Annotated in this window: 21 protein-coding genes; 7 read left to right on the top strand and 14 right to left on the bottom strand. The window is 66.0% G+C overall.

Annotation, left to right across the window (positions count from 1 at the left end):
• Positions 1 to 134 precede the first annotated feature (134 nt).
• From rseP to rpsB, 8 genes are all read right to left on the bottom strand, one after another.
• Entirely contained in the window at positions 135 to 1,253 is a 1,119-nt protein-coding gene (gene rseP / locus HUU94_RS03655) for an RIP metalloprotease RseP (protein WP_174273760.1), read from the bottom strand.
• The gene (locus HUU94_RS03650; RefSeq protein ID WP_174273759.1) at positions 1,250 to 2,413 is read right to left on the bottom strand and encodes a 1-deoxy-D-xylulose-5-phosphate reductoisomerase; all 1,164 of its coding nucleotides are present in this window, start codon (positions 2,411 to 2,413) and stop codon (positions 1,250 to 1,252) included. Before HUU94_RS03650 ends, rseP begins: the two co-directional genes overlap by 4 nt.
• Positions 2,410 to 3,177 carry a phosphatidate cytidylyltransferase gene (locus tag HUU94_RS03645; protein WP_368039839.1) on the bottom strand — a complete coding sequence of 256 codons (768 nt, stop codon included), beginning with the start codon at positions 3,175 to 3,177 and terminating at the stop codon, positions 2,410 to 2,412. The genes HUU94_RS03650 and HUU94_RS03645 overlap by 4 nt, the downstream gene beginning before the upstream one ends.
• Positions 3,178 to 3,187: 10 nt before the next feature.
• Positions 3,188 to 3,934 carry an isoprenyl transferase gene (locus tag HUU94_RS03640; RefSeq protein ID WP_174273757.1) on the bottom strand — a complete coding sequence of 249 codons (747 nt, stop codon included), beginning with the start codon at positions 3,932 to 3,934 and terminating at the stop codon, positions 3,188 to 3,190.
• Positions 3,931 to 4,488, bottom strand: a complete 558-nt coding sequence (frr, locus tag HUU94_RS03635) for a ribosome recycling factor (protein WP_174273756.1) — start codon at positions 4,486 to 4,488, stop codon at positions 3,931 to 3,933. Before frr ends, HUU94_RS03640 begins: the two co-directional genes overlap by 4 nt.
• A gap of 3 nt (positions 4,489 to 4,491) precedes the next feature.
• Positions 4,492 to 5,217, bottom strand: coding sequence for a UMP kinase (gene pyrH / locus HUU94_RS03630; RefSeq protein ID WP_174273755.1), 726 nt, complete (start codon positions 5,215 to 5,217; stop codon positions 4,492 to 4,494).
• A gap of 98 nt (positions 5,218 to 5,315) precedes the next feature.
• Positions 5,316 to 6,254, bottom strand: a complete 939-nt coding sequence (gene tsf, locus HUU94_RS03625) for a translation elongation factor Ts (RefSeq protein ID WP_174273754.1) — start codon at positions 6,252 to 6,254, stop codon at positions 5,316 to 5,318.
• Positions 6,255 to 6,390: 136 nt separating this feature from the next.
• On the bottom strand, positions 6,391 to 7,143 hold the full coding sequence (gene rpsB / locus HUU94_RS03620) for a 30S ribosomal protein S2 (RefSeq protein ID WP_174273753.1): 753 nt from the start codon (positions 7,141 to 7,143) through the stop codon (positions 6,391 to 6,393).
• Positions 7,144 to 7,374: 231 nt separating this feature from the next.
• On the opposite strand from rpsB, the gene HUU94_RS03615 reads away from it, so the two are divergent.
• Complete coding sequence (locus HUU94_RS03615; protein ID WP_174273752.1) at positions 7,375 to 7,599, top strand: hypothetical protein; 225 nt, start codon at positions 7,375 to 7,377, stop codon at positions 7,597 to 7,599.
• Here the strand turns inward: HUU94_RS03615 and HUU94_RS03610 are convergent.
• Together HUU94_RS03610 and HUU94_RS03605 are read right to left on the bottom strand one after the other, a co-directional pair.
• Positions 7,562 to 8,335: a CDP-alcohol phosphatidyltransferase family protein gene (locus HUU94_RS03610; protein WP_174273761.1), complete on the bottom strand. Its 774-nt coding sequence runs from the start codon at positions 8,333 to 8,335 to the stop codon at positions 7,562 to 7,564. The two genes, HUU94_RS03615 and HUU94_RS03610, sit on opposite strands and share 38 nt — an antisense overlap.
• Before the next feature lie 25 nt (positions 8,336 to 8,360).
• Positions 8,361 to 9,095 carry a phosphatidylserine decarboxylase gene (locus HUU94_RS03605; protein ID WP_174273751.1) on the bottom strand — a complete coding sequence of 245 codons (735 nt, stop codon included), beginning with the start codon at positions 9,093 to 9,095 and terminating at the stop codon, positions 8,361 to 8,363.
• Between the two features lie 122 nt (positions 9,096 to 9,217).
• Here HUU94_RS03605 and HUU94_RS03600 point away from each other — a divergent pair, with 122 nt between their 5' ends.
• The 3 genes from HUU94_RS03600 to HUU94_RS03590 all read left to right on the top strand — a co-directional run bounded on the left by HUU94_RS03600 (position 9,218) and on the right by HUU94_RS03590 (position 12,104).
• Positions 9,218 to 10,435 carry an NADP-dependent isocitrate dehydrogenase gene (locus tag HUU94_RS03600; protein ID WP_174273750.1) on the top strand — a complete coding sequence of 406 codons (1,218 nt, stop codon included), beginning with the start codon at positions 9,218 to 9,220 and terminating at the stop codon, positions 10,433 to 10,435.
• Positions 10,436 to 10,614: 179 nt separating this feature from the next.
• A complete protein-coding gene (gene purC, locus HUU94_RS03595; RefSeq protein ID WP_174273749.1) occupies positions 10,615 to 11,391 on the top strand; it encodes a phosphoribosylaminoimidazolesuccinocarboxamide synthase in 777 nt (258 codons plus the stop codon).
• A gap of 128 nt (positions 11,392 to 11,519) precedes the next feature.
• The gene (locus tag HUU94_RS03590; protein WP_174273748.1) at positions 11,520 to 12,104 is read left to right on the top strand and encodes a PEPxxWA-CTERM sorting domain-containing protein; all 585 of its coding nucleotides are present in this window, start codon (positions 11,520 to 11,522) and stop codon (positions 12,102 to 12,104) included.
• Between the two features lie 58 nt (positions 12,105 to 12,162).
• Here the strand turns inward: HUU94_RS03590 and HUU94_RS03585 are convergent, their stop codons facing one another.
• Positions 12,163 to 13,125, bottom strand: a complete 963-nt coding sequence (locus tag HUU94_RS03585) for a TIGR03557 family F420-dependent LLM class oxidoreductase (protein WP_174273747.1) — start codon at positions 13,123 to 13,125, stop codon at positions 12,163 to 12,165.
• A gap of 74 nt (positions 13,126 to 13,199) precedes the next feature.
• Entirely contained in the window at positions 13,200 to 14,549 is a 1,350-nt protein-coding gene (gorA, locus tag HUU94_RS03580; RefSeq protein ID WP_174273746.1) for a glutathione-disulfide reductase, read from the bottom strand.
• 273 nt (positions 14,550 to 14,822) lie between these two features.
• Between gorA and HUU94_RS03575 the strand changes: the two genes are divergently transcribed.
• Positions 14,823 to 15,290 (top strand): Hsp20 family protein, encoded by a 468-nt coding sequence (locus tag HUU94_RS03575; protein WP_174273745.1) that lies wholly within the window; start codon positions 14,823 to 14,825, stop codon positions 15,288 to 15,290.
• A gap of 81 nt (positions 15,291 to 15,371) precedes the next feature.
• Here the strand turns inward: HUU94_RS03575 and HUU94_RS03570 are convergent, their stop codons facing one another.
• Positions 15,372 to 15,569: a YdcH family protein gene (locus tag HUU94_RS03570; RefSeq protein ID WP_174273744.1), complete on the bottom strand. Its 198-nt coding sequence runs from the start codon at positions 15,567 to 15,569 to the stop codon at positions 15,372 to 15,374.
• Positions 15,570 to 15,732: 163 nt separating this feature from the next.
• Between HUU94_RS03570 and HUU94_RS03565 the strand changes: the two genes are divergently transcribed.
• Positions 15,733 to 15,888 carry a YdcH family protein gene (locus tag HUU94_RS03565; RefSeq protein WP_174273743.1) on the top strand — a complete coding sequence of 52 codons (156 nt, stop codon included), beginning with the start codon at positions 15,733 to 15,735 and terminating at the stop codon, positions 15,886 to 15,888.
• Between the two features lie 41 nt (positions 15,889 to 15,929).
• On the opposite strand, the gene HUU94_RS03560 is transcribed toward HUU94_RS03565, so the two are convergent.
• Positions 15,930 to 16,757: an ABC transporter permease gene (locus tag HUU94_RS03560; RefSeq protein WP_174273742.1), complete on the bottom strand. Its 828-nt coding sequence runs from the start codon at positions 16,755 to 16,757 to the stop codon at positions 15,930 to 15,932.
• Positions 16,758 to 16,821: 64 nt separating this feature from the next.
• Between HUU94_RS03560 and HUU94_RS03555 the strand changes: the two genes are divergently transcribed.
• Positions 16,822 to 16,990 (top strand): GcrA family cell cycle regulator (locus HUU94_RS03555; RefSeq protein WP_217429557.1); only part of this gene is annotated, 169 nt, incomplete at its 3' end.

Here is a 16,990-nt window from a genome sequence, read left to right as displayed (position 1 = left end):
CGATCAGCAGCATCGATACGATGCGCTGCCCGCTGCGGCATCCGCCGGTCCTGTACGAAGAGATCACCCGTCAGCCTTTAAAAATAATATGCGCCGGGGCCCCGATCCGGCGGTGCCGCCCTGCCCCATCCCGATCAACCGATCAAGCCGGCAAGCTTTTGCCAGAGACCGAGCGAGCCGAGATCGTTGAACGTCACGAAGACCATGAAGGCGAGCAGCACGGCGAGCCCGGAGCGGAACGCCCATTCCTGCACGCGCTCGGGCAGCGGCCGCCGCCCGATGCCCTCGAACAGGTAAAAGAAGAGGTGCCCGCCATCCAGCATCGGGATTGGCAAAAGGTTGATGAAGCCGAGATTAATCGAAATCATCGCCATGAATTCGATCAGCGGCAGCGGCCCCATCGAAACCTGTTCGCCGGAGAAGCGCGCGATCTGGATCGGCCCGCCGAGCTCGCTCGCCGAACGCCGCCCGCTGACGATCTGCCCGATCACGTCGACCATCGTGCGGATGATCCCGAAGGTATGATCGACCGCCGCGCGCACCACCTCGATCGGGCCGGCGCGCACGATCTCCTGTGGGCCGGGGATGACGCCGAGCAGCCCGCGCTTGATGACGTTGCCGAAGCGATCGGTCTGCGTATCGGTGCCCGCCACCACCGCCAGCGTCAACAGCCGGCCGCCGCGCATCACCTCGACGGTCAGCGCCTGGCCGGGGCGGAAGGCGACGACGTGGCTGATATCCTCGAAGCGATCGATCCCGCGATCGGCGATCCGCGTCACGCGATCGCCGATGCGCAGCCCCGCTTTCTCGGCGGCCGAATGCGGCAGGATCGCCTGGATCACCGCGGGTGTGCGCGGCACGCCGAACGCCGCGAAGAAACCCGCGAAGATCGCGATCGCGAGCAGGAGGTTGGTGACCGGCCCCGCCACGACGACGAGGAAGCGCTGCCACAAAGGCTTGGCCTGGAACGTCACCGCGCGTTCCGCGGGCGGCAGGCGCAGCCAGGCGGGATCGCTGCGTCCGCCAGGCCCCATGTCGCCGGCGAATTTCACATAGCCGCCGATCGGCAGCATCGAGAGCTTCCAGCGCGTGCCGCGCCGATCGGTCCAGCCGGTCAGCTCGCGGCCCATGCCGATCGAGAAAGTCTCGGCCTTGATCCCGAACAGGCGGCCCACCGCATAATGGCCGAGCTCGTGGAGGAACACGAGCGGCCCGATCACGATCAGGAAGCCGAAGATCGCCAGAAGGATCATGCCGCCACAGTCTCCAAAATCTCGCGGGCGAAAATCCGCGCCTCGCCATCGATCACCAGCACGTCGTCGATCGTGGCGGGCGCAGACGGACGATAGCGTTCGACGACTTTCGCGACGATTAAGGGAATGTCGAGAAAGCGCGTGCGGCCTTCGAGGAAGGCGGCGACGACGACTTCGTTGGCGGCGTTGAGCACGGCGGGCGTCGCCCCCCCCTCGCGCAGCGCTGCTAGCGCGAGCCCAAGCGCCGGGAAGCGATCGAAATCGGGCGCTTCGAAATCGAGCCGGCCGACCTGGGCGAGATCGAGCCGCGCGCACGGCGTCTCCATCCGTTCGGGCCAGGCGAGCGTGTGCGCGATCGGGGTGCGCATATCGGGCGTGCCGAGCTGGGCAAGCACCGAGCCGTCGACATATTCGACCATGCTGTGGACGACCGATTGCGGGTGGACCAGCACGTCGAGCTTGTCGGCGCCGACGGGGAAGAGGTGAAAGGCTTCGATCAGTTCGAGCCCCTTGTTCATCAGCGTCGCCGAATCGACCGAGATCTTGGCGCCCATCGACCAATTGGGATGCTTGACCGCCTGGGCCGGGGTGATCGCCGCCATCCGGTCGGCGGGCATCGTGCGGAACGGGCCGCCGCTGGCGGTGAGGATGATCTTTCGTACCCGCTCGGCAGAGCCATGCGGAAAGCATTGGAATACCGCATTATGTTCGGAATCGACGGGCAGCAGGGTGGCGCCGAGATCGCTGGCGGCACGAGTCATCAGGCTGCCCGCCGAGACCAGCGATTCCTTGTTGGCGAGCGCCACCGTCCGCCCGCCGGCGAGCGCGGCCATCACCGGCTTGAGACCCGCGGTGCCGACGATCGCCGCCATCGTCCAGTCCGCGCCCTCGGCGGCGGCATCGGTGATCGCTTGCGCGCCGGCGGCGACGATCGTGCCGCTCCCCGCGAGCGCCTCGCTCAACTCCGAATAGAGCGCCGGATCGCCGATCACCGCGCGCCTGGCACGCGTGCGGCGCGCCACGGCGGCGAGGCCCGCCACGTCCCGCTGCGCGGTAAGCGCATGGATGCTGAAGCGATCGGGTGCGCGCTCGACGAGATCGAGCGTCGAGGTGCCGATCGAGCCCGTCGCGCCGAGAATGGTGATGCTGCGCACGCTCATCCCGCCAGGCTGTTGTTGGCGACCAGCGCGCCCACCGCCACCGCCACCGGCACCAGCCCGTCGAGCCGGTCGAGCAGCCCGCCATGTCCGGGCAGCAGCCGTCCCGAATCCTTGACCCCGGCGCGCCGCTTGAGCGCGCTTTCGTAGAGGTCTCCCGCCTGCGCGAGCAGCGCCATCGGCGCGCCGAGCCAGTAATAGCCGGGTGCCAGCCGCGCGGCGAACGCCACCAGCGCGCCGACCAGCAGCGCCGCCGCCATGCCGCCGCCAAGCCCCGCCCATGTCTTCCCGGGGCTGAGCCTGGGGGCAAGCAGCGGGCCACCGATCAGCCGGCCGGCGAAATAGGCGCCGATATCGGTCGCCCAGACGATCAGCAATGTCCACAGCGCGACCGCGAAGCCATGCGGGCCATCGCGCAGGAACAGCAAAGCGGCGACGGGGAATCCGGCATAGCAGAGCCCCGTCCCGATCCGGCCGTTGTTGGTGAGCAGGCCGACGAGCAGCGCCAGCCCGACGAAGGCCGCAACCGTCGATCGATCGGCCCCCCATAACAACGGGCAGGCCAGCGCCAGGCCCACCACCATTCCGGCCAGCGCGACGACGAGGCGGGGGCGGGTGGCGCCGGCGAGCCCGCACCATTCGACGATCATGCCGAGGCCGATCAGCGCGAGCAGCGCCCACCAGGCGATGCCGCCGATCGCCAGCGCCGCGATCGCCACCACGGCGAGTCCGGCGCCGACGAGGGTGCGCAGCTTGAGATCGTTCATCATCGCGGCGTCACAGCCCGCCGAACCGGCGCTCGCGCCGCCCGAAACATTCGAGCGCCCGTTCCAGCGCGGCGCGATCGAAATCAGGCCAGAGCGTGTCGGTGAACAGCAGCTCGGCGTAGGCCGCCTGCCAAAGCAGGAAGTTGGACAGCCGCGTCTCGCCCGACGTGCGGATCAGCAGATCGAGCGGCGGCAGGCCCTTGGTATCGAGCCGATCCTCGATCGCCTGCGCATCGATCGCCGCCGGATCGAGCCCGCCCGCCTTCGCCTCCTCGGCCAGCGCGCGCGCGGCGCGGACCAGCTCGTCCTGCCCGCCATAATTGAGCGCAAGCGCGACGGTCAGTCCGTCGTTCCTCTCCAGCCGCCGGCACGCGGCGTCGAGCTGCTCGACCAGATCGGGCTCGAAGCGCCGCCATTCGCCGATCAGGCGGAGCCGGACGTTGTTGCGATCGAGCGCATCGATCTCGCGGCGGAGATAGTGGCGCAGCAGCCCCATCAGGTCCGCAACCTCGCCCGCCGGGCGCCGCCAATTCTCCGAGGAGAAAGCGTAGAGCGTCAGCGCCTCCAGCCCGAGCTCGCCCGCCGCGGTGATCGTGCGGCGCACCGCCTCCATGCCCTGGCGATGCCCGGCGAGGCGCGGCAGGAAGCGCTTTTTCGCCCAGCGGCCATTGCCGTCCATGATGATCGCGACGTGGCGCGCGGGCGTGCCGCCACCCCCGCTGGAGGCCGGCGCCTGGCTGGCGGCGGAGCCGGTCACCTGCCGAGGATTTCCTTCTCCTTGGCGGCGGCGGCGGCATCGAGATCGGCGACGATCGCGTCGGTGAGCTTCTGCACCTCGGTCTCGAGCCGCTTGCGCTCGTCCTCGCTGAGCTCGCCCTTCTTCTCGTCGGTCTTGAGCGCGTCCATGCCATCGCGGCGGACGTTGCGCACCGCGATCTTGGCCTTCTCCGAATATTGGCCGGCGAGCTTGGCGAGCTCCTTGCGGCGCTCCTCGGTCAGATCGGGGATCGGGATGCGGAGGTTCTGGCCGTCGACGATCGGGTTGAGCCCCAGTCCCGCCGAACGGATCGCCTTGTCGACGACGCCGACGTTGGACTTGTCCCACACCTGCACCGCGAGCATCCGCGAATCGGGGGTGGTAACGGTCGCGACCTGGTTGAGCGGCATATGGCTGCCATAGACTTCGCAGGTGATCGTATCGAGCAGCGACGTCGAGGCGCGGCCCGTGCGCAGGCCCTGGAGGTCGTGCTTCAGCGCATCCAGCGCACCCGCCATGCGGCGTTCAAGATCGGCCTTGCTGTAGGCGGCCATGACTTACTCTCCCTCGTTCTGCACGATCGTCGCGGTGCCGGACCCGGCAAGCACCTGCGCGAGATTGCCTTGCTCGCGGATGTTGAACACGACGATCGGAATATTGTTGTCGCGGCACAAGGCCACCGCGCTGGCATCCATCACGCGCAGATTGTCCGACAGCACCTTGCTGAAAGTGACCGTTTCGTAGCGCTTTGCGCCCGGCACAAGCTTGGGATCGGCATCGTAGACGCCATCGACCGAGGTGCCCTTGAACAAGGCATCGCAGTTCATTTCTGCCGCCCGGAGCGCGGCGCCGGTATCGGTGGTGAAGAAAGGACTGCCGACGCCGGCAGCGAAGATCACCACCCGGCCTTTCTCGAGATGGCGCATCGCGCGGCGGCGGATGAAGGGCTCGGCGATCGAAGGCATGCTGATCGCGGACTGGACGCGCGTCTCGACCCCGATCTGCTCCAGCGCATTCTGCACCGCGAGCGCGTTCATGATCGTGGCGAGCATGCCCATATAGTCGCCGGTCGCGCGCTCCATGCCGCGCGCGGCACCCGCCATGCCGCGAAAGATGTTGCCGCCGCCGACGACGATGCAGAGATCGAAGCCCATGCCCTTGGCGTGCGCGATCTCGTCGGCGACGCGCGCGGTCACCGCCGGATCGATCGACAGGCCCCCCTCGCCCATCAGCACCTCGCCGGACAGCTTCAGCAGGATGCGTTTGAACGGCGGCTGCGGCATGCGGCGAAAGGTCCGATCCTCATGGAAACGGCGCGCACCTTAGAGGCGCGCGCCGCTCAAGAAAACCCTTCCGACGATGCCGGACGGGCGGAGTCTTTTCAGGCGACGGGCTGCGGCACGCCCGAGGCGGCGGCGACCTCGGCGGCGAAGTCCGACGTCTCCTTCTCGATGCCCTCGCCGAGCTGGAAGCGGACATAATCGACGAGCGCGATCGAGCCTCCCGCCTCCTTGGCGGCGGCGGCGATCACGTCGGCGATCTTGGTCTTGTTATCCATCACGAAGAGCTGCGAGGTCAGCGCGTTTTCCTTGCGGAACTTGGCGATCGCGCCTTCGACCATCTTCTCGATGATGTTCTGCGGCTTGCCCGATCCGGCCGCCTTCTCCATCGCGATCGCGCGCTCGCGCTCGACCAGAGCCTCGTCGAGGCCCTCCTCGTGCAGCGCCAGCGGGTTGGCGGCGGCGATGTGCATCGCGAGCTGCTTGCCCAGCGCCTCGATGCTGGCGACCGGCGCCGAGCCTTCGAGCGCGACGAGCACGCCGATCTTGCCGATGCCGGCGGCCGCCGCATTGTGGACATAGGGCACGACCGCGCCCTCGTTAACGCGCACGACCCGCGCGCGGCGGAGCTGCTGGTTCTCGCCGATCGTCGCGATGTTGGCGGTGAGCTTCTCCTGGACGGTGCCGCCGCCCGGATAAGCGGCCGACGCCAGCGCCTCGATGCTGTCGCCGGTGGTCAGCGCGATCTTAGAGACGGTGCTGACGAAATCCTGGAACTGCTCGTTCTTGGCGACGAAATCGGTCTCGCTGTTGACCTCGACCGCGGCACCCGCCTTGCCCTCGACCGCAACGCCGACGAGTCCCTCGGACGCGGTGCGGCCGCTCTTCTTGGCGGCGGTGGCGAGGCCCTTGGTGCGCAGCCAGTCGATCGCGGCTTCCATGTCGCCGCCGGTCTCGGTCAGCGCCTTCTTGCAATCCATCATGCCGGCGCCCGAGCGCTCGCGCAGGTCCTTCACGGCAGCAGCGGTGATCTCCGCCATAAGTCGATCCTTTCGTTATAGCCGGTGCGGAGAAAGCACCGCTTTCTCCTCCCCGTTCGTGTCGAGCGAAGTCGAGACACGTCGATGACAGCCGGAACGTCCCTCGACTTCGCTCGGGACGAACGGTCTCCGTGGATTACGCCAGCGCTTCCTCGACGGGCGGGGCCTCGGCGGCGCCGACATCCTCGCCGCTGTCGCGACGGACCTGCGCGTTGCCGCGCGTGGCGGCGGTGGCGACCGCATCGCAATAGAGGCGGATCGCGCGACTGGCGTCGTCGTTCGCCGGGATCGGGAAGGCGATCCCATCGGGGCTGACGTTGGTATCAAGCACCGCGACGACGGGGATGCCGAGCGTGTTGGCCTCCTTGATCGCCAGCTCTTCCTTGCCCGCGTCGATCACGAACATGATGTCGGGGACGCCGCCCATGTCGCGGATGCCGCCGAGCGACTGCTCCAGCTTGTCGCGCTCGCGGGTGAGCTGGAGCACCTCCTTCTTGGTGAGGCCGTGCGTGTCGCCCGAGAGCTGCTCCTCGAGGCTCTTGAACCGCTTGATCGAGCCCGAGATCGTCTTCCAGTTGGTGAGCATGCCGCCCAGCCAGCGGTGGTTGACGAAATGCTGGCCTGAGGCGCGCGCGGCATCGGCGATCGGATCCTGCGCCTGGCGCTTGGTGCCGACGAACAGCACCTTGCCGCCCGCGCCGACCGTGGACGAGATGAAATCGAGCGCGCGCGCCATCAGGGGCACGGTCTGCGACAGATCGATGATGTGGATGCCGTTGCGGTCGCCGAAGATGTACGGCTTCATCTTGGGATTCCAGCGATGCGTCTGGTGACCGAAATGCGCGCCCGCGTCGAGCAGCGCCTGCATGGAAACGGACGGTGCCGCCATGATGTTTTCTCCTAACCCGGTTGAACCTCTGCGGGGCAGGAACCGCCTGGGGCACGCCCCGAGCGGCACCGGTATGGATGCCCCGCATGTGGAATGGCGCGGCCTCTAAATCAGAGTCTCGTGAAATTCAAGCTTGACATGTAGGAACATATGGTGAACAAGTGGAACCGGAGCCGATCGGGTCGGTTTGCCTTTCGTTCGTGGAAGGCGCCACGAACAGGAGTAACCCATATGCTGCAAGCCTTTATTACCCTGCTTTTCGCCGCGATCGCCATCGGCGCGATCGCCCTGATCGGTCTGGTTTTGATCCAGGATTGGGATGCGGTGCGCGCAGCACTCGGCCTTGGCCATACGCTTCCGGCCGACGCGCCGCTGCCGCCTCGCTTCCGCATGACCAGCGCGCGGCGCGCGACCTTCGTCAGGATAGAGGTTGCGCCGCTGAGGCGTGCCGCCTGACCCGGGCGTAGCCTCGCGAGGCGAAGGGGATCGCCGCCGCGTAGAGAATGACGAGAATGCTCAAGGTCGCCCAGGGCGCGGTGATTACCGCGGTGCCGATCAGGGCGATCAGCAACAGCGCCGATTGCCGCCAGCCCTTGCGCAGCCTGAACGAAGTCCAGCCGTAGGTGGGCAGATCGGAAATCATCAGCAGCGCGCCGATGATCGTCCAAGGTGCCACGATATAGGTCCGCTGGAAAACATCGAGGCCGGTTGCGAGCCAGAGAATGACGGGAAGCAGCGCCAGCGCCGCGCCGGCGGGTGCGGGGGCGCCGGTGAGATAGCCTGCCGTCTTCATCGGATTGCCGGCATCGATCTGGGAATTGAAGCGCGCGAGGCGGAGCGCGCAGCAGACCGCATGGGTGAGGGCTATCACCCAGCCATATTTGGGGACGAAGGAGAGCGACCACAGGAAGAGGATGATCGCGGGCGAGACGCCGAAGGCGATGACGTCCGACAGCGAATCGAGTTCGGCGCCGAAGCGGCTGTCGCCCTTGAGCATTCGCGCGATGCGGCCGTCGAGACCATCGAGGATACCCGCGACGATGATCGCGCCGACCGCTTTCTCCCACTCGCCGGTGATCGCGAAGCGCACGCCGGTCAGCCCGAAGCAAAGCGCGAGCACGGTGATCGCATTGGGCGGAATGGTGCGCAGCGACAGCTCGCGCCGCACGCGGATCGGGCGGTTCACAGGCAGCGCACGGAGGCTTTCGGCGCGTAGCTCATAGCGGCAACCCGCGCGCCGCCTCGCCGTCGCCGAGCCGGGCGAGGATCGTCTCCCCGGCGATCGAACGCTGGCCGAGCGCAACCCGGGGCGCGGCGCCCGCGGGCAGATAGACGTCGACGCGGCTGCCGAAGCGGATCAGGCCGATGCGCTGCCCCGCCGCGACGATATCGCCGGGCTTGACGAAGGGCAGGATGCGCCGCGCGACGAGGCCGGCGATCTGCGTGAAGCCGACGCGCGTGCCGTCCGTACCCTCGACGAGCAGATGCTGGCGCTCATTCTCCTCGCTCGCCTTGTCGAGGCTGGCATTCACGAACTTGCCCGAAATGTAGACGACGCGCGAAATGGTGCCCGCGATCGGCGCGCGGTTGATATGGACGTCGAACACCGACATGAAGATCGACACGCGGATTAAAGGCTCGGTCCCCAGCGCGTCTTCGCCGACCAGTTCGCGCGGCGGCGCCACTTGCTGAATCATCGTGATCAGCCCGTCGGCGGGGGCGACGATCAGCCCCTTTCCCTGCGGCACCGCGCGGACCGGATCGCGGAAGAAGGCCGCCACCCAGATCGTGACGCCGATCATCAGCCAGCCGAGGACATGCGAGACGACGAGGAACATCAGCGCGGTGATCCCCGCCGAGATCAGCGCGAACTTGCGCCCCTCCGGGTGGACCGAGGGCCAGCGCCACTGGGCGCTCGGGGTCGTATCGGGGCGCGTCTCGAGCGAGCTCATGCGCCACCTTGTACGAGCAGGCGTCCGGGTTGAGCAACGTGCATTGTCGGCATGGTCGCGGTTGAATCGCGCCGGCCCGCGCCCTAGGAGGCCGCAAACCCATCAATCGGAAAGCGTGTCGCATGGCGAAGATCAAGGTGAAGACCCCGGTCGTGGAGCTCGACGGGGACGAGATGACGCGAATCATCTGGCAATGGATCCGCGAGCGCCTGATCCTCCCCTATCTCGATATCGACCTGAAATATTACGATCTTTCGGTCGAGAAGCGCGACGAGACCGACGATCAGATCACGATCGACAGCGCCAGGGCGATCCAGCAGTACGGTGTCGGCGTGAAGTGCGCGACGATCACGCCCGATGAGGCGCGCGTCGAGGAATTCGGCCTCAAGAGCATGTGGAAATCGCCCAACGGCACGATCCGCAACATCCTGGGCGGCACGATCTTCCGCGAGCCGATCGTCATCAAGAACGTACCGCGGCTGATTCCCGGCTGGACCGATCCGATCGTCGTCGGGCGTCACGCTTATGGCGATCAATATCGCGCGACCGACTTCCTCGTCCCCGCCCCCGGCAAGCTGCGCATGATCTGGGAGGGCAAGGACGGCCAGAAGATCGAGAAGGAAGTGTTCGATTTCCCCTCGGCCGGCGTCGCGATGGGAATGTACAATCTCGACGATTCGATCCGCGACTTCGGCCGCGCCAGCATGAACTATGCGCTCGATCGCAAATGGCCGCTCTATCTTTCGACCAAGAATACGATCCTGAAAGCCTATGACGGCCGCTTCAAGGATCTGTTCCAGGAGGTTTTCGACAGCGAATTCAAGGACAAGTTCGCCGAAGCGGGCATCGTCTACGAGCATCGCCTGATCGACGACATGGTGGCTAGCGCGCTCAAGTGGAGCGGCAAGTTCGTCTGGGCGTGCAAGAATTACGACGGCGACGTCCAATCCGATCAGGTCGCGCAGGGCTTCGGCTCGCTGGGTCTGATGACGTCGGTGCTGATGACGCCCGACGGCAATACGATCGAGGCCGAGGCGGCGCACGGCACCGTCACCCGCCACTATCGCATGCACCAGCAGGGCAAGCAGACCTCGACCAATCCGATCGCCTCGATCTTCGCCTGGACGGGCGGGCTCAAGTTTCGCGGCAAGTTCGACGATACGCCCGAGGTGACCCGCTTCGCCGAGACGCTGGAGCGCGTGTGCATCCAGACGGTGGAGGAGGGCAAGATGACCAAGGATCTCGCGATCCTGATCGGCCCCGATCAGGCATGGATGACCACCGAGCAATTCTTCGAGGCGATCGTGCAGAATCTCGAGAAAGCGATGGCGGCCGCCTGAGCCTCGCCCGCGATTTGCCCGTAAATCCGGCGGGCGGCGGGCCTGCCGCCCGACGCGCGTTGCGGAGGCGCGGGCGATCCCGTATAGGCCTTCGCCTACGCCCCGAACGCGCCCGCCATCGTGCTCGCGCGCCGGGGTTTTTCTCTTTTCTGCCGCTTGGGCAAGTTCCGGAGAGCGCGATGACCCGCCGCCGCCAGATCTACGAAGGCAAGGCCAAGATCCTCTACGAGGGTCCGGAGCCGGGCACGCTGATCCAATATTTCAAGGACGACGCCACCGCGTTCAACGCGCAGAAGAAGGGCACGATCAGCGGCAAGGGCGTGCTCAACAACCGCATCAGCGAGCATGTCTTCACATTGCTCGGCAATATCGGCGTGCCGACGCACTTCATCCGCCGCCTCAACATGCGCGAGCAATTGATCCGCCAGGTCGAAATCGTGCCGATCGAGGTAGTGATCCGCAACGTCGCGGCGGGATCGCTCGCCAAGCGGCTCGGCCTCGAGGAAGGCTATCAGCTTCCCCGCACGATCATCGAATATTATTACAAGGATGACGCGCTCGGCGATCCATTGGTCAGCGAGGAGCATATCGCCTGCTTCGGCTGGGCGAGCCAGGAGGAGATGCACGACATTTCCGACATGGCGATTCGCGTCAACGATTTCATGAGCGGGCTGTTCGCGGGCGTCGGGGTGCGGCTGGTGGATTTCAAGCTGGAATTCGGGCGGATCTGGGAGAATGATTTCAGCCGGATCATCCTGGCCGACGAGATCAGCCCCGACGGCTGCCGCCTGTGGGACATGACGACCAACGAAAAGCTCGACAAGGATCGCTTCCGCCAGGATCTGGGCGGCGAGGTCGAGGCCTATCAGGAGATCGCGCGGCGGCTGGGGCTGCTTCCCGAGGGCGACAATACGGTGCTCGACATGGCCGAGCATCGCAAGAACCGGGGCAAGTGATCCCGCCCGGTACGACGGGCATGCGACACATTGGCAAGGTCAAAATAGTTAATTGACGCTAAGGCCCGTTTCGGGCACTTTCCTGGAAGCGCGGAGACGGGGGTCTTCCGCCACGAAGGGGGAAATCCATGAAAAAGCTTGGCTTGCTTGCCGGGGCGTGCGCGTTGGCGATCGCTTCCACCGCCGTCAATGCCGCGCCCTTGATCGGCAGCGGCCCCGGGACAGTGACCACCACCTATCCCGACGCGGCCACCACGACGTTCGATTACAGCTATGCCGGCAGCGGCGTCTATTCGGGGCTGACGTGGACGCTGTCCGGCATCGCGGACAGCACGGGCACGCAGACGTTCAGCTACGACAGCAGCGGTTTCTACGCTTATTTCAACGTGCGCGCCGAGCTTTCGGCTTTTTCCGGCGCCGACGTTCAGACGCTCTACAACACCGGACCTGCCAATTGCTGCTCGTCGCCGTCGGGCGGCTTCGATTATACCGGCACGGTGACGCTCGATCTCGTCGCGGGCCAGTCCTACGGCTTCACGCTTTACGGCAGCAACGGCGACTCGGACGCTCGCGCCCTCGGCACGCTCACGGTGAGCGCGCTCGAGGCGCCTTCGGTTCCCGAGCCGGCGAGCTGGGCGATGATGGTCGCAGGCTTCGGCCTGCTCGGCGGGGCGCTTCGCAAGCGCACGCGGACCAACGTCAGCTTCGGCTGATCGGTAGCGATATATAGGGCGCCGCGGCTCGGCCGTCGGCGCCCTTTTCGTTGGCAAATCAGGCCAGTTTCGCGAGCTCGGGCTTCAGCTCCTTTTCGAAGAAGGCGAGAAAGCTGGCCTGATCCTCTCCCGGGCAGGTCAGCACGATGTGATCGAAGCCCGCGTCGAGATATTTCTTCACCGCCGCGACATGCTTTTCGACATCGGGGCCGGCGGCGACCGATTCCGCCAAATCCTCAGGTTTGACATAGGCGGTCGCGGCTTCGAAGCCCGCGACCGTCGGAAGCTCGCTGTTGACCGCCCAGCCGAGCGCGGAAAAGCGGAAGCGATCATGGGCGATCTTCAGCCCTTCCTCCTCGGTCGCGGCGAAGGCGAGCACCGCCTCGGCATAAGCGGGCCCCTGCCCCTTCCCGTCGCGGAAACCGCTCACGAGATCAGGCTTCGGCTCGGTCGCCATGATGCCGTCGGCCTTCTCCACCGCGAGCTCGACCGATTTCGGCCCGCTGACGCCCACGATCAACGGGATCGGCCGATCGGGCACGTCATAGAGCTGCGCATGATCGAGGACATAATGCCGGCCCGGATGGGTATGGACACCGCCGCTCCAAAGCAGACGGATGATGTCGATCGCCTCGCCGAGCATTTCGTGGCGCTCGGGAATCGACGGCCAGCGCGCGCCGGTGACATGCTCGTTGAGCCGCTCGCCCGCGCCGACCGCGAGCGTGAAGCGATCGTCGCTGAGCAGGGCGATCGTCGCGGCGGCCTGGGCGATGATCGCGGGATGATAGCGGATGATCGGGCAGGTCAGGCCCGTGGCTATGGCGATGCTGGAGGTCGCCTGCGCGATCGCGCCGAGCACGCTCCAGGCGAAGGGAGCATGGCCCTGCGATTGCAGCCAGGGGTGGAAATGATCGGAGATGGAAAGGAAATCGAAGCCCGCGGCCTCGGCGCGCACGCTGTTTTCGACAAGCGCCTTCGGAGCATGCTCCTCGGTCATGAGCTTGTATCCGAATCGCGCCATCGCTTCCTCCGCTTCGTCAGGAGCGGGGTAAATGCCGCAGCGGTTGGAATGATCCGCGAAACGGGCTCCTCCGTTCAGCGCATGAGCACGAGCTCTTCGGCCATGCTGGGGTGAAGCGCGACGGTATCGTCGAAATCCTGCTTGGTGAGGCCGGCCTTGACCGCGATGGCGGCGGCCTGGAGGATTTCGGGGGCATCGGGGCCGATCATGTGGATTCCGAGGACGACATCTGTTTCCGAATGCACGACCAATTTGTAGAGCGAGCGTTCGTGGCGACCCGCCAGGACATTCTTCATCGCCCTGAAGTCCGACGTGTAAGTTCTTACCGAACCGAACTTATTCTTCGCCTGCGCTTCGGTAAGGCCGACGCCCGCGAGCGGCGGATGGCTGAACACCGCGCTCGGGATGCAATCATAATTCACGCGGTGCGGCTTGTTGCCGAAGAGCGTGTCGGCGAACGCCTGGCCTTCACGGATCGCAACGGGGGTGAGTTGGACGCGATTGGTGACGTCGCCGACCGCGTAGATGCTGTCGCAGCCCGTCTTGCTGTCTTCGTCGACCGGGATGGCGCCGCGATCGTCGAGCGTGATGCCGGCGCTTTCGAGGCCTAGGCCGGCGGTGAGCGGGCGGCGGCCGGTGGCGAACATCAGCGCGTCGCAGGCGATCGGCTCATGCCCGCCGCTGACATGGACGAGCAGCGAGCCATCGTCCTGCTTCTCGACCTTTTCGAAAGCGGCGTGGAATTTGAAGGTGATGCCCTTCATCGTTGCGATCTGGAGCAAGCGATCGCGGATCTGCTCGTCATAGCCGCGCAGGATGACGTCGGTGCGGTTGACGAGCGTGACGTGGCTGCCGAACTGGTGGAAGATGCCCGCGAATTCATTGGCGATATAGCCCGCGCCGGCGATGACGATCCGCCTCGGCACCTCGTCCAAGTCGAACGCCTCGTTCGAAGTGAATCCATGCTCATGGCCGGGGCATTCGGGAACGTCGGGCGTCGCACCGGTGGCGATGAGGATATATTTCGCGGTGACCTCGCGCCCGCCGGCGAGCCTGACGCCGTGCGGGCCGGTGACGATCGCGCGTTCCTTAATCAATTCGACCTTGTTGTTGGCGAGCGTCTCGCCATAGACGCCTTCGATGCGCTTGACCTCTTCGAGGACGTTGTCGCGCAGCACCGTCCAATCGAAACCGCAATCGGGGACGTTCCAGCCGAAGCGGCGGGCGTCGGCGAGATCCTCGGCGAAATGCGCGCCGTAGACGAGCAGTTTCTTCGGCACGCAGCCGCGGATCACGCAGGTGCCGCCGACGCGATATTCCTCGGCCACCGCAACCTTGGCGCCGTGCGCCGCCGCCACCCGGCTGGCACGTACCCCGCCCGATCCCGCGCCGATCACGAAAAGGTCGACATCATATTGGGGCATCGGGAAATCCTCGGGCGAGCGATACGAGCCGCGCGATGTAGGACGGGCCGGCGCACACCGAAAGCCCAGTCGGTTTTTATCGCGAGCAGCAGGCAGTTGCCTGACCGCCCGATCGCCGCCGCCGAACGCGGAAGCCGGCCGGCGAGGCTTGAACGCGCCTTTTCCGATCCTATCTCGGCATCGTCGAACCGTCGCCATCCGGGGCGGAACGGCAGGTCTGGCGGGTATCCCGCAGGCCGGATTCAATTGCTTGTGAAAAGGATTGGAGATTTTATGCGCACGTTCGATTTTGCCCCGCTGCTCCGCAGCTCGATCGGTTTCGAAAATATCAACCGCCTCGTCGATCTCGCGACGCGCGGCGAGGGTGACAGCTATCCGCCGTACAATATCGAGAAGGTCGGCGAGGACAGCTATCGCATCGCGATGGCGACCGCGGGCTTCACCCGCGACGAGCTGGAGCTGACCGCGCAGGACAATGTCCTGATCGTCACCGGCCGCGCCGTCGAGGCCAGGGATGGCGAACCGGGCCGCGAATTCCTGCATCGCGGCATCGCCAAGCGCGCGTTCGAGCGCCGCTTCCAGCTCGCCGACACGATCCGCGTGACCGGCGCGGCCTATGCCGACGGCCTGCTCAACATCGAGTTGGTGCGCGAGGTGCCCGAGCATAAGAAGCCGCGCAACATCGCGATCGACGGCCAGCAGCCGACGCTGGAAGCCGTCAACGACCGCCAGGCGGCCTGACCGCCCTCCCCCTCGCCCAGCGCGAGGATCGACGCCCCCGCCTCACCTTGCGTGGCGGGGGCGTTTTACGTCCGCAGCCTCTTAGGCGATGATGTCGGGGATGAGCTGATCCTCGAGGTGCGCGATCTCGTCCCTGAGCGCGAGCTTGCGCTTCTTGAGACGGGCGATCTGGAGCTGATCGGCAGCGGGCGCGAAGATCAGCGCGTCGATCGCCGCATCGAGATCGCGATGCTCCTGACGAAGCAGGCCCACCCGCCCGATGATCTCGGCCTCTTCCATCACGCCCCGCCTCGCTTGCCCCGAACGTCGCGCGTTAGGGCCTCGGCCCGCGCCGCTCAAGGCCGATCGGGCACAGGTTGCCGCACCCCGCGCGAATCGGGCGAGACAGCGCCCTGGAAGCGTGATTTACTCACACCCCCCTGAGCCATGGAGGAGTGAGTCGATGTCCGATTCCCATTCAGCCGCGCTTCTTGCCAAGCACGCCACGTTGGACGCCCGCATCTCGAACGAATCGCAACGGCCGAGGCCCGACGAGACGCTGGTACACAGGCTCAAGAAGCAAAAGCTCAAGATCAAGGAAGCGCTCGCGAAGCTATAGACGCCGCCGCTGCCCCGGGCGATCCCCGGGGCGGTTCCGGTCTAATATTTGAGTTTCCAGCCGCGCCGCAGCAGCACATAGCAGACGACGCCCAGCACGAGATTGACCGCGACGAGCACCGCCGAACCCTGCAGCACGTTGCTGTCGGTGGTGCCGAGGAAGCCGTAGCGAAAGCCCGATATCACGTAGAAGAAGGGATTGACGTGGCTGAACGCGCGGAAGGCGCCGTGCAGCCCCTCGATCGAATAGAAGGTGCCCGACAGCAGCGACAGCGGCTGCACCACGAAATTGGTGATGGTGGCATTATGATCGAACTTGTCGGCCCAGATCGAGGTCAGCACGCCGAGCAGCGACAGCATCGCCGCGCCGAGCAGGCCGAACCAGATCGCCACGATCGGATGCGCGGGAATATTGCGCGTCAAGGGCCAGAACAGCATCGCGATCCAGAGGACGAGGCCGACGAGGATCGCGCGCGTCATCGAGGCGCCGGTGAGACCCGAGAGCAATTCTCCGCTGGACAAGGGCGGCATCAGATAATCGACGATCGTGCCCTGCATCTTGCCGACGAGCAGCGAGAAGCTGGCATTGGCGAACGCCGCCTGCATCATCGCCATCGCGATCAGCCCCGGCGCCGCGAAGGCAGCGAAGGGCACGCCCATCACGAGCTGGCCGCCGCGCCCGAAAGCGATCGAGAAAACCAGCAGCAGCAGCAGCGCCGAAAAGGCCGGTGCCCACACCGTCTGGAGTTGCACCTTGAAGAAACGCCTCACCTCCTTCACATAGAGGGCACGAAGTCCCCCCCAGTTTATGACAGGGATCACCGGCACGCCGGGTGCGGGATGCTGTGTTTCGAGCGAGGTTTCGGGCATGGGGGCGGCGTAAGCGCGCCACCGCCCAGCGACAAGCCTCGCCAGGCCAAGGAAGTGAAGACCAATGTCGTGGACCGACGAGCGGATCGAACAGCTCAGGCAGATGTGGGAAAGCGGGATGACCGCCAGCCAGATCGCGGAAGCGCTGACCGGCGTCAGCCGCAACGCCGTGATCGGCAAGGCGCATCGCCTCGGCCTGCAATCGCGACCGTCGCCGGTGAAGGCCGGCGAGG

The organism is Sphingomonas bacterium (assembly GCF_903644055.1).
Classification (GTDB): domain Bacteria; phylum Pseudomonadota; class Alphaproteobacteria; order Sphingomonadales; family Sphingomonadaceae; genus Sphingomonas_I.
Note: the sequence above shows the minus strand (reverse complement) of the source record. Positions and strands in the feature narration are given on the sequence as shown.

Bases quoted from the DNA above. Each gene is read 5' to 3' on its own strand.
- rseP (WP_174273760.1), bottom strand. From the start codon at position 1,253: ATGATCCTTCTGGCGATCTTCGGCTTCCTGATCGTGATCGGGCCGCTC.
- HUU94_RS03650 (WP_174273759.1), bottom strand. From the start codon at position 2,413: ATGAGCGTGCGCAGCATCACCATTCTCGGCGCGACGGGCTCGATCGGC.
- HUU94_RS03645 (WP_368039839.1), bottom strand. From the start codon at position 3,177: ATGAACGATCTCAAGCTGCGCACCCTCGTCGGCGCCGGACTCGCCGTG.
- frr (WP_174273756.1), bottom strand. From the start codon at position 4,488: ATGGCCGCCTACAGCAAGGCCGATCTTGAACGCCGCATGGCGGGTGCG.
- pyrH (WP_174273755.1), bottom strand. From the start codon at position 5,217: ATGCCGCAGCCGCCGTTCAAACGCATCCTGCTGAAGCTGTCCGGCGAG.
- tsf (WP_174273754.1), bottom strand. From the start codon at position 6,254: ATGGCGGAGATCACCGCTGCTGCCGTGAAGGACCTGCGCGAGCGCTCG.
- rpsB (WP_174273753.1), bottom strand. From the start codon at position 7,143: ATGGCGGCACCGTCCGTTTCCATGCAGGCGCTGCTCGACGCGGGCGCG.
- HUU94_RS03615 (WP_174273752.1), top strand. From the start codon at position 7,375: ATGCTGCAAGCCTTTATTACCCTGCTTTTCGCCGCGATCGCCATCGGC.
- HUU94_RS03605 (WP_174273751.1), bottom strand. From the start codon at position 9,095: ATGAGCTCGCTCGAGACGCGCCCCGATACGACCCCGAGCGCCCAGTGG.
- HUU94_RS03600 (WP_174273750.1), top strand. From the start codon at position 9,218: ATGGCGAAGATCAAGGTGAAGACCCCGGTCGTGGAGCTCGACGGGGAC.
- purC (WP_174273749.1), top strand. From the start codon at position 10,615: ATGACCCGCCGCCGCCAGATCTACGAAGGCAAGGCCAAGATCCTCTAC.
- HUU94_RS03590 (WP_174273748.1), top strand. From the start codon at position 11,520: ATGAAAAAGCTTGGCTTGCTTGCCGGGGCGTGCGCGTTGGCGATCGCT.
- HUU94_RS03585 (WP_174273747.1), bottom strand. From the start codon at position 13,125: ATGGCGCGATTCGGATACAAGCTCATGACCGAGGAGCATGCTCCGAAG.
- gorA (WP_174273746.1), bottom strand. From the start codon at position 14,549: ATGCCCCAATATGATGTCGACCTTTTCGTGATCGGCGCGGGATCGGGC.
- HUU94_RS03575 (WP_174273745.1), top strand. From the start codon at position 14,823: ATGCGCACGTTCGATTTTGCCCCGCTGCTCCGCAGCTCGATCGGTTTC.
- HUU94_RS03570 (WP_174273744.1), bottom strand. From the start codon at position 15,569: ATGGAAGAGGCCGAGATCATCGGGCGGGTGGGCCTGCTTCGTCAGGAG.
- HUU94_RS03565 (WP_174273743.1), top strand. From the start codon at position 15,733: ATGTCCGATTCCCATTCAGCCGCGCTTCTTGCCAAGCACGCCACGTTG.
- HUU94_RS03560 (WP_174273742.1), bottom strand. From the start codon at position 16,757: ATGCCCGAAACCTCGCTCGAAACACAGCATCCCGCACCCGGCGTGCCG.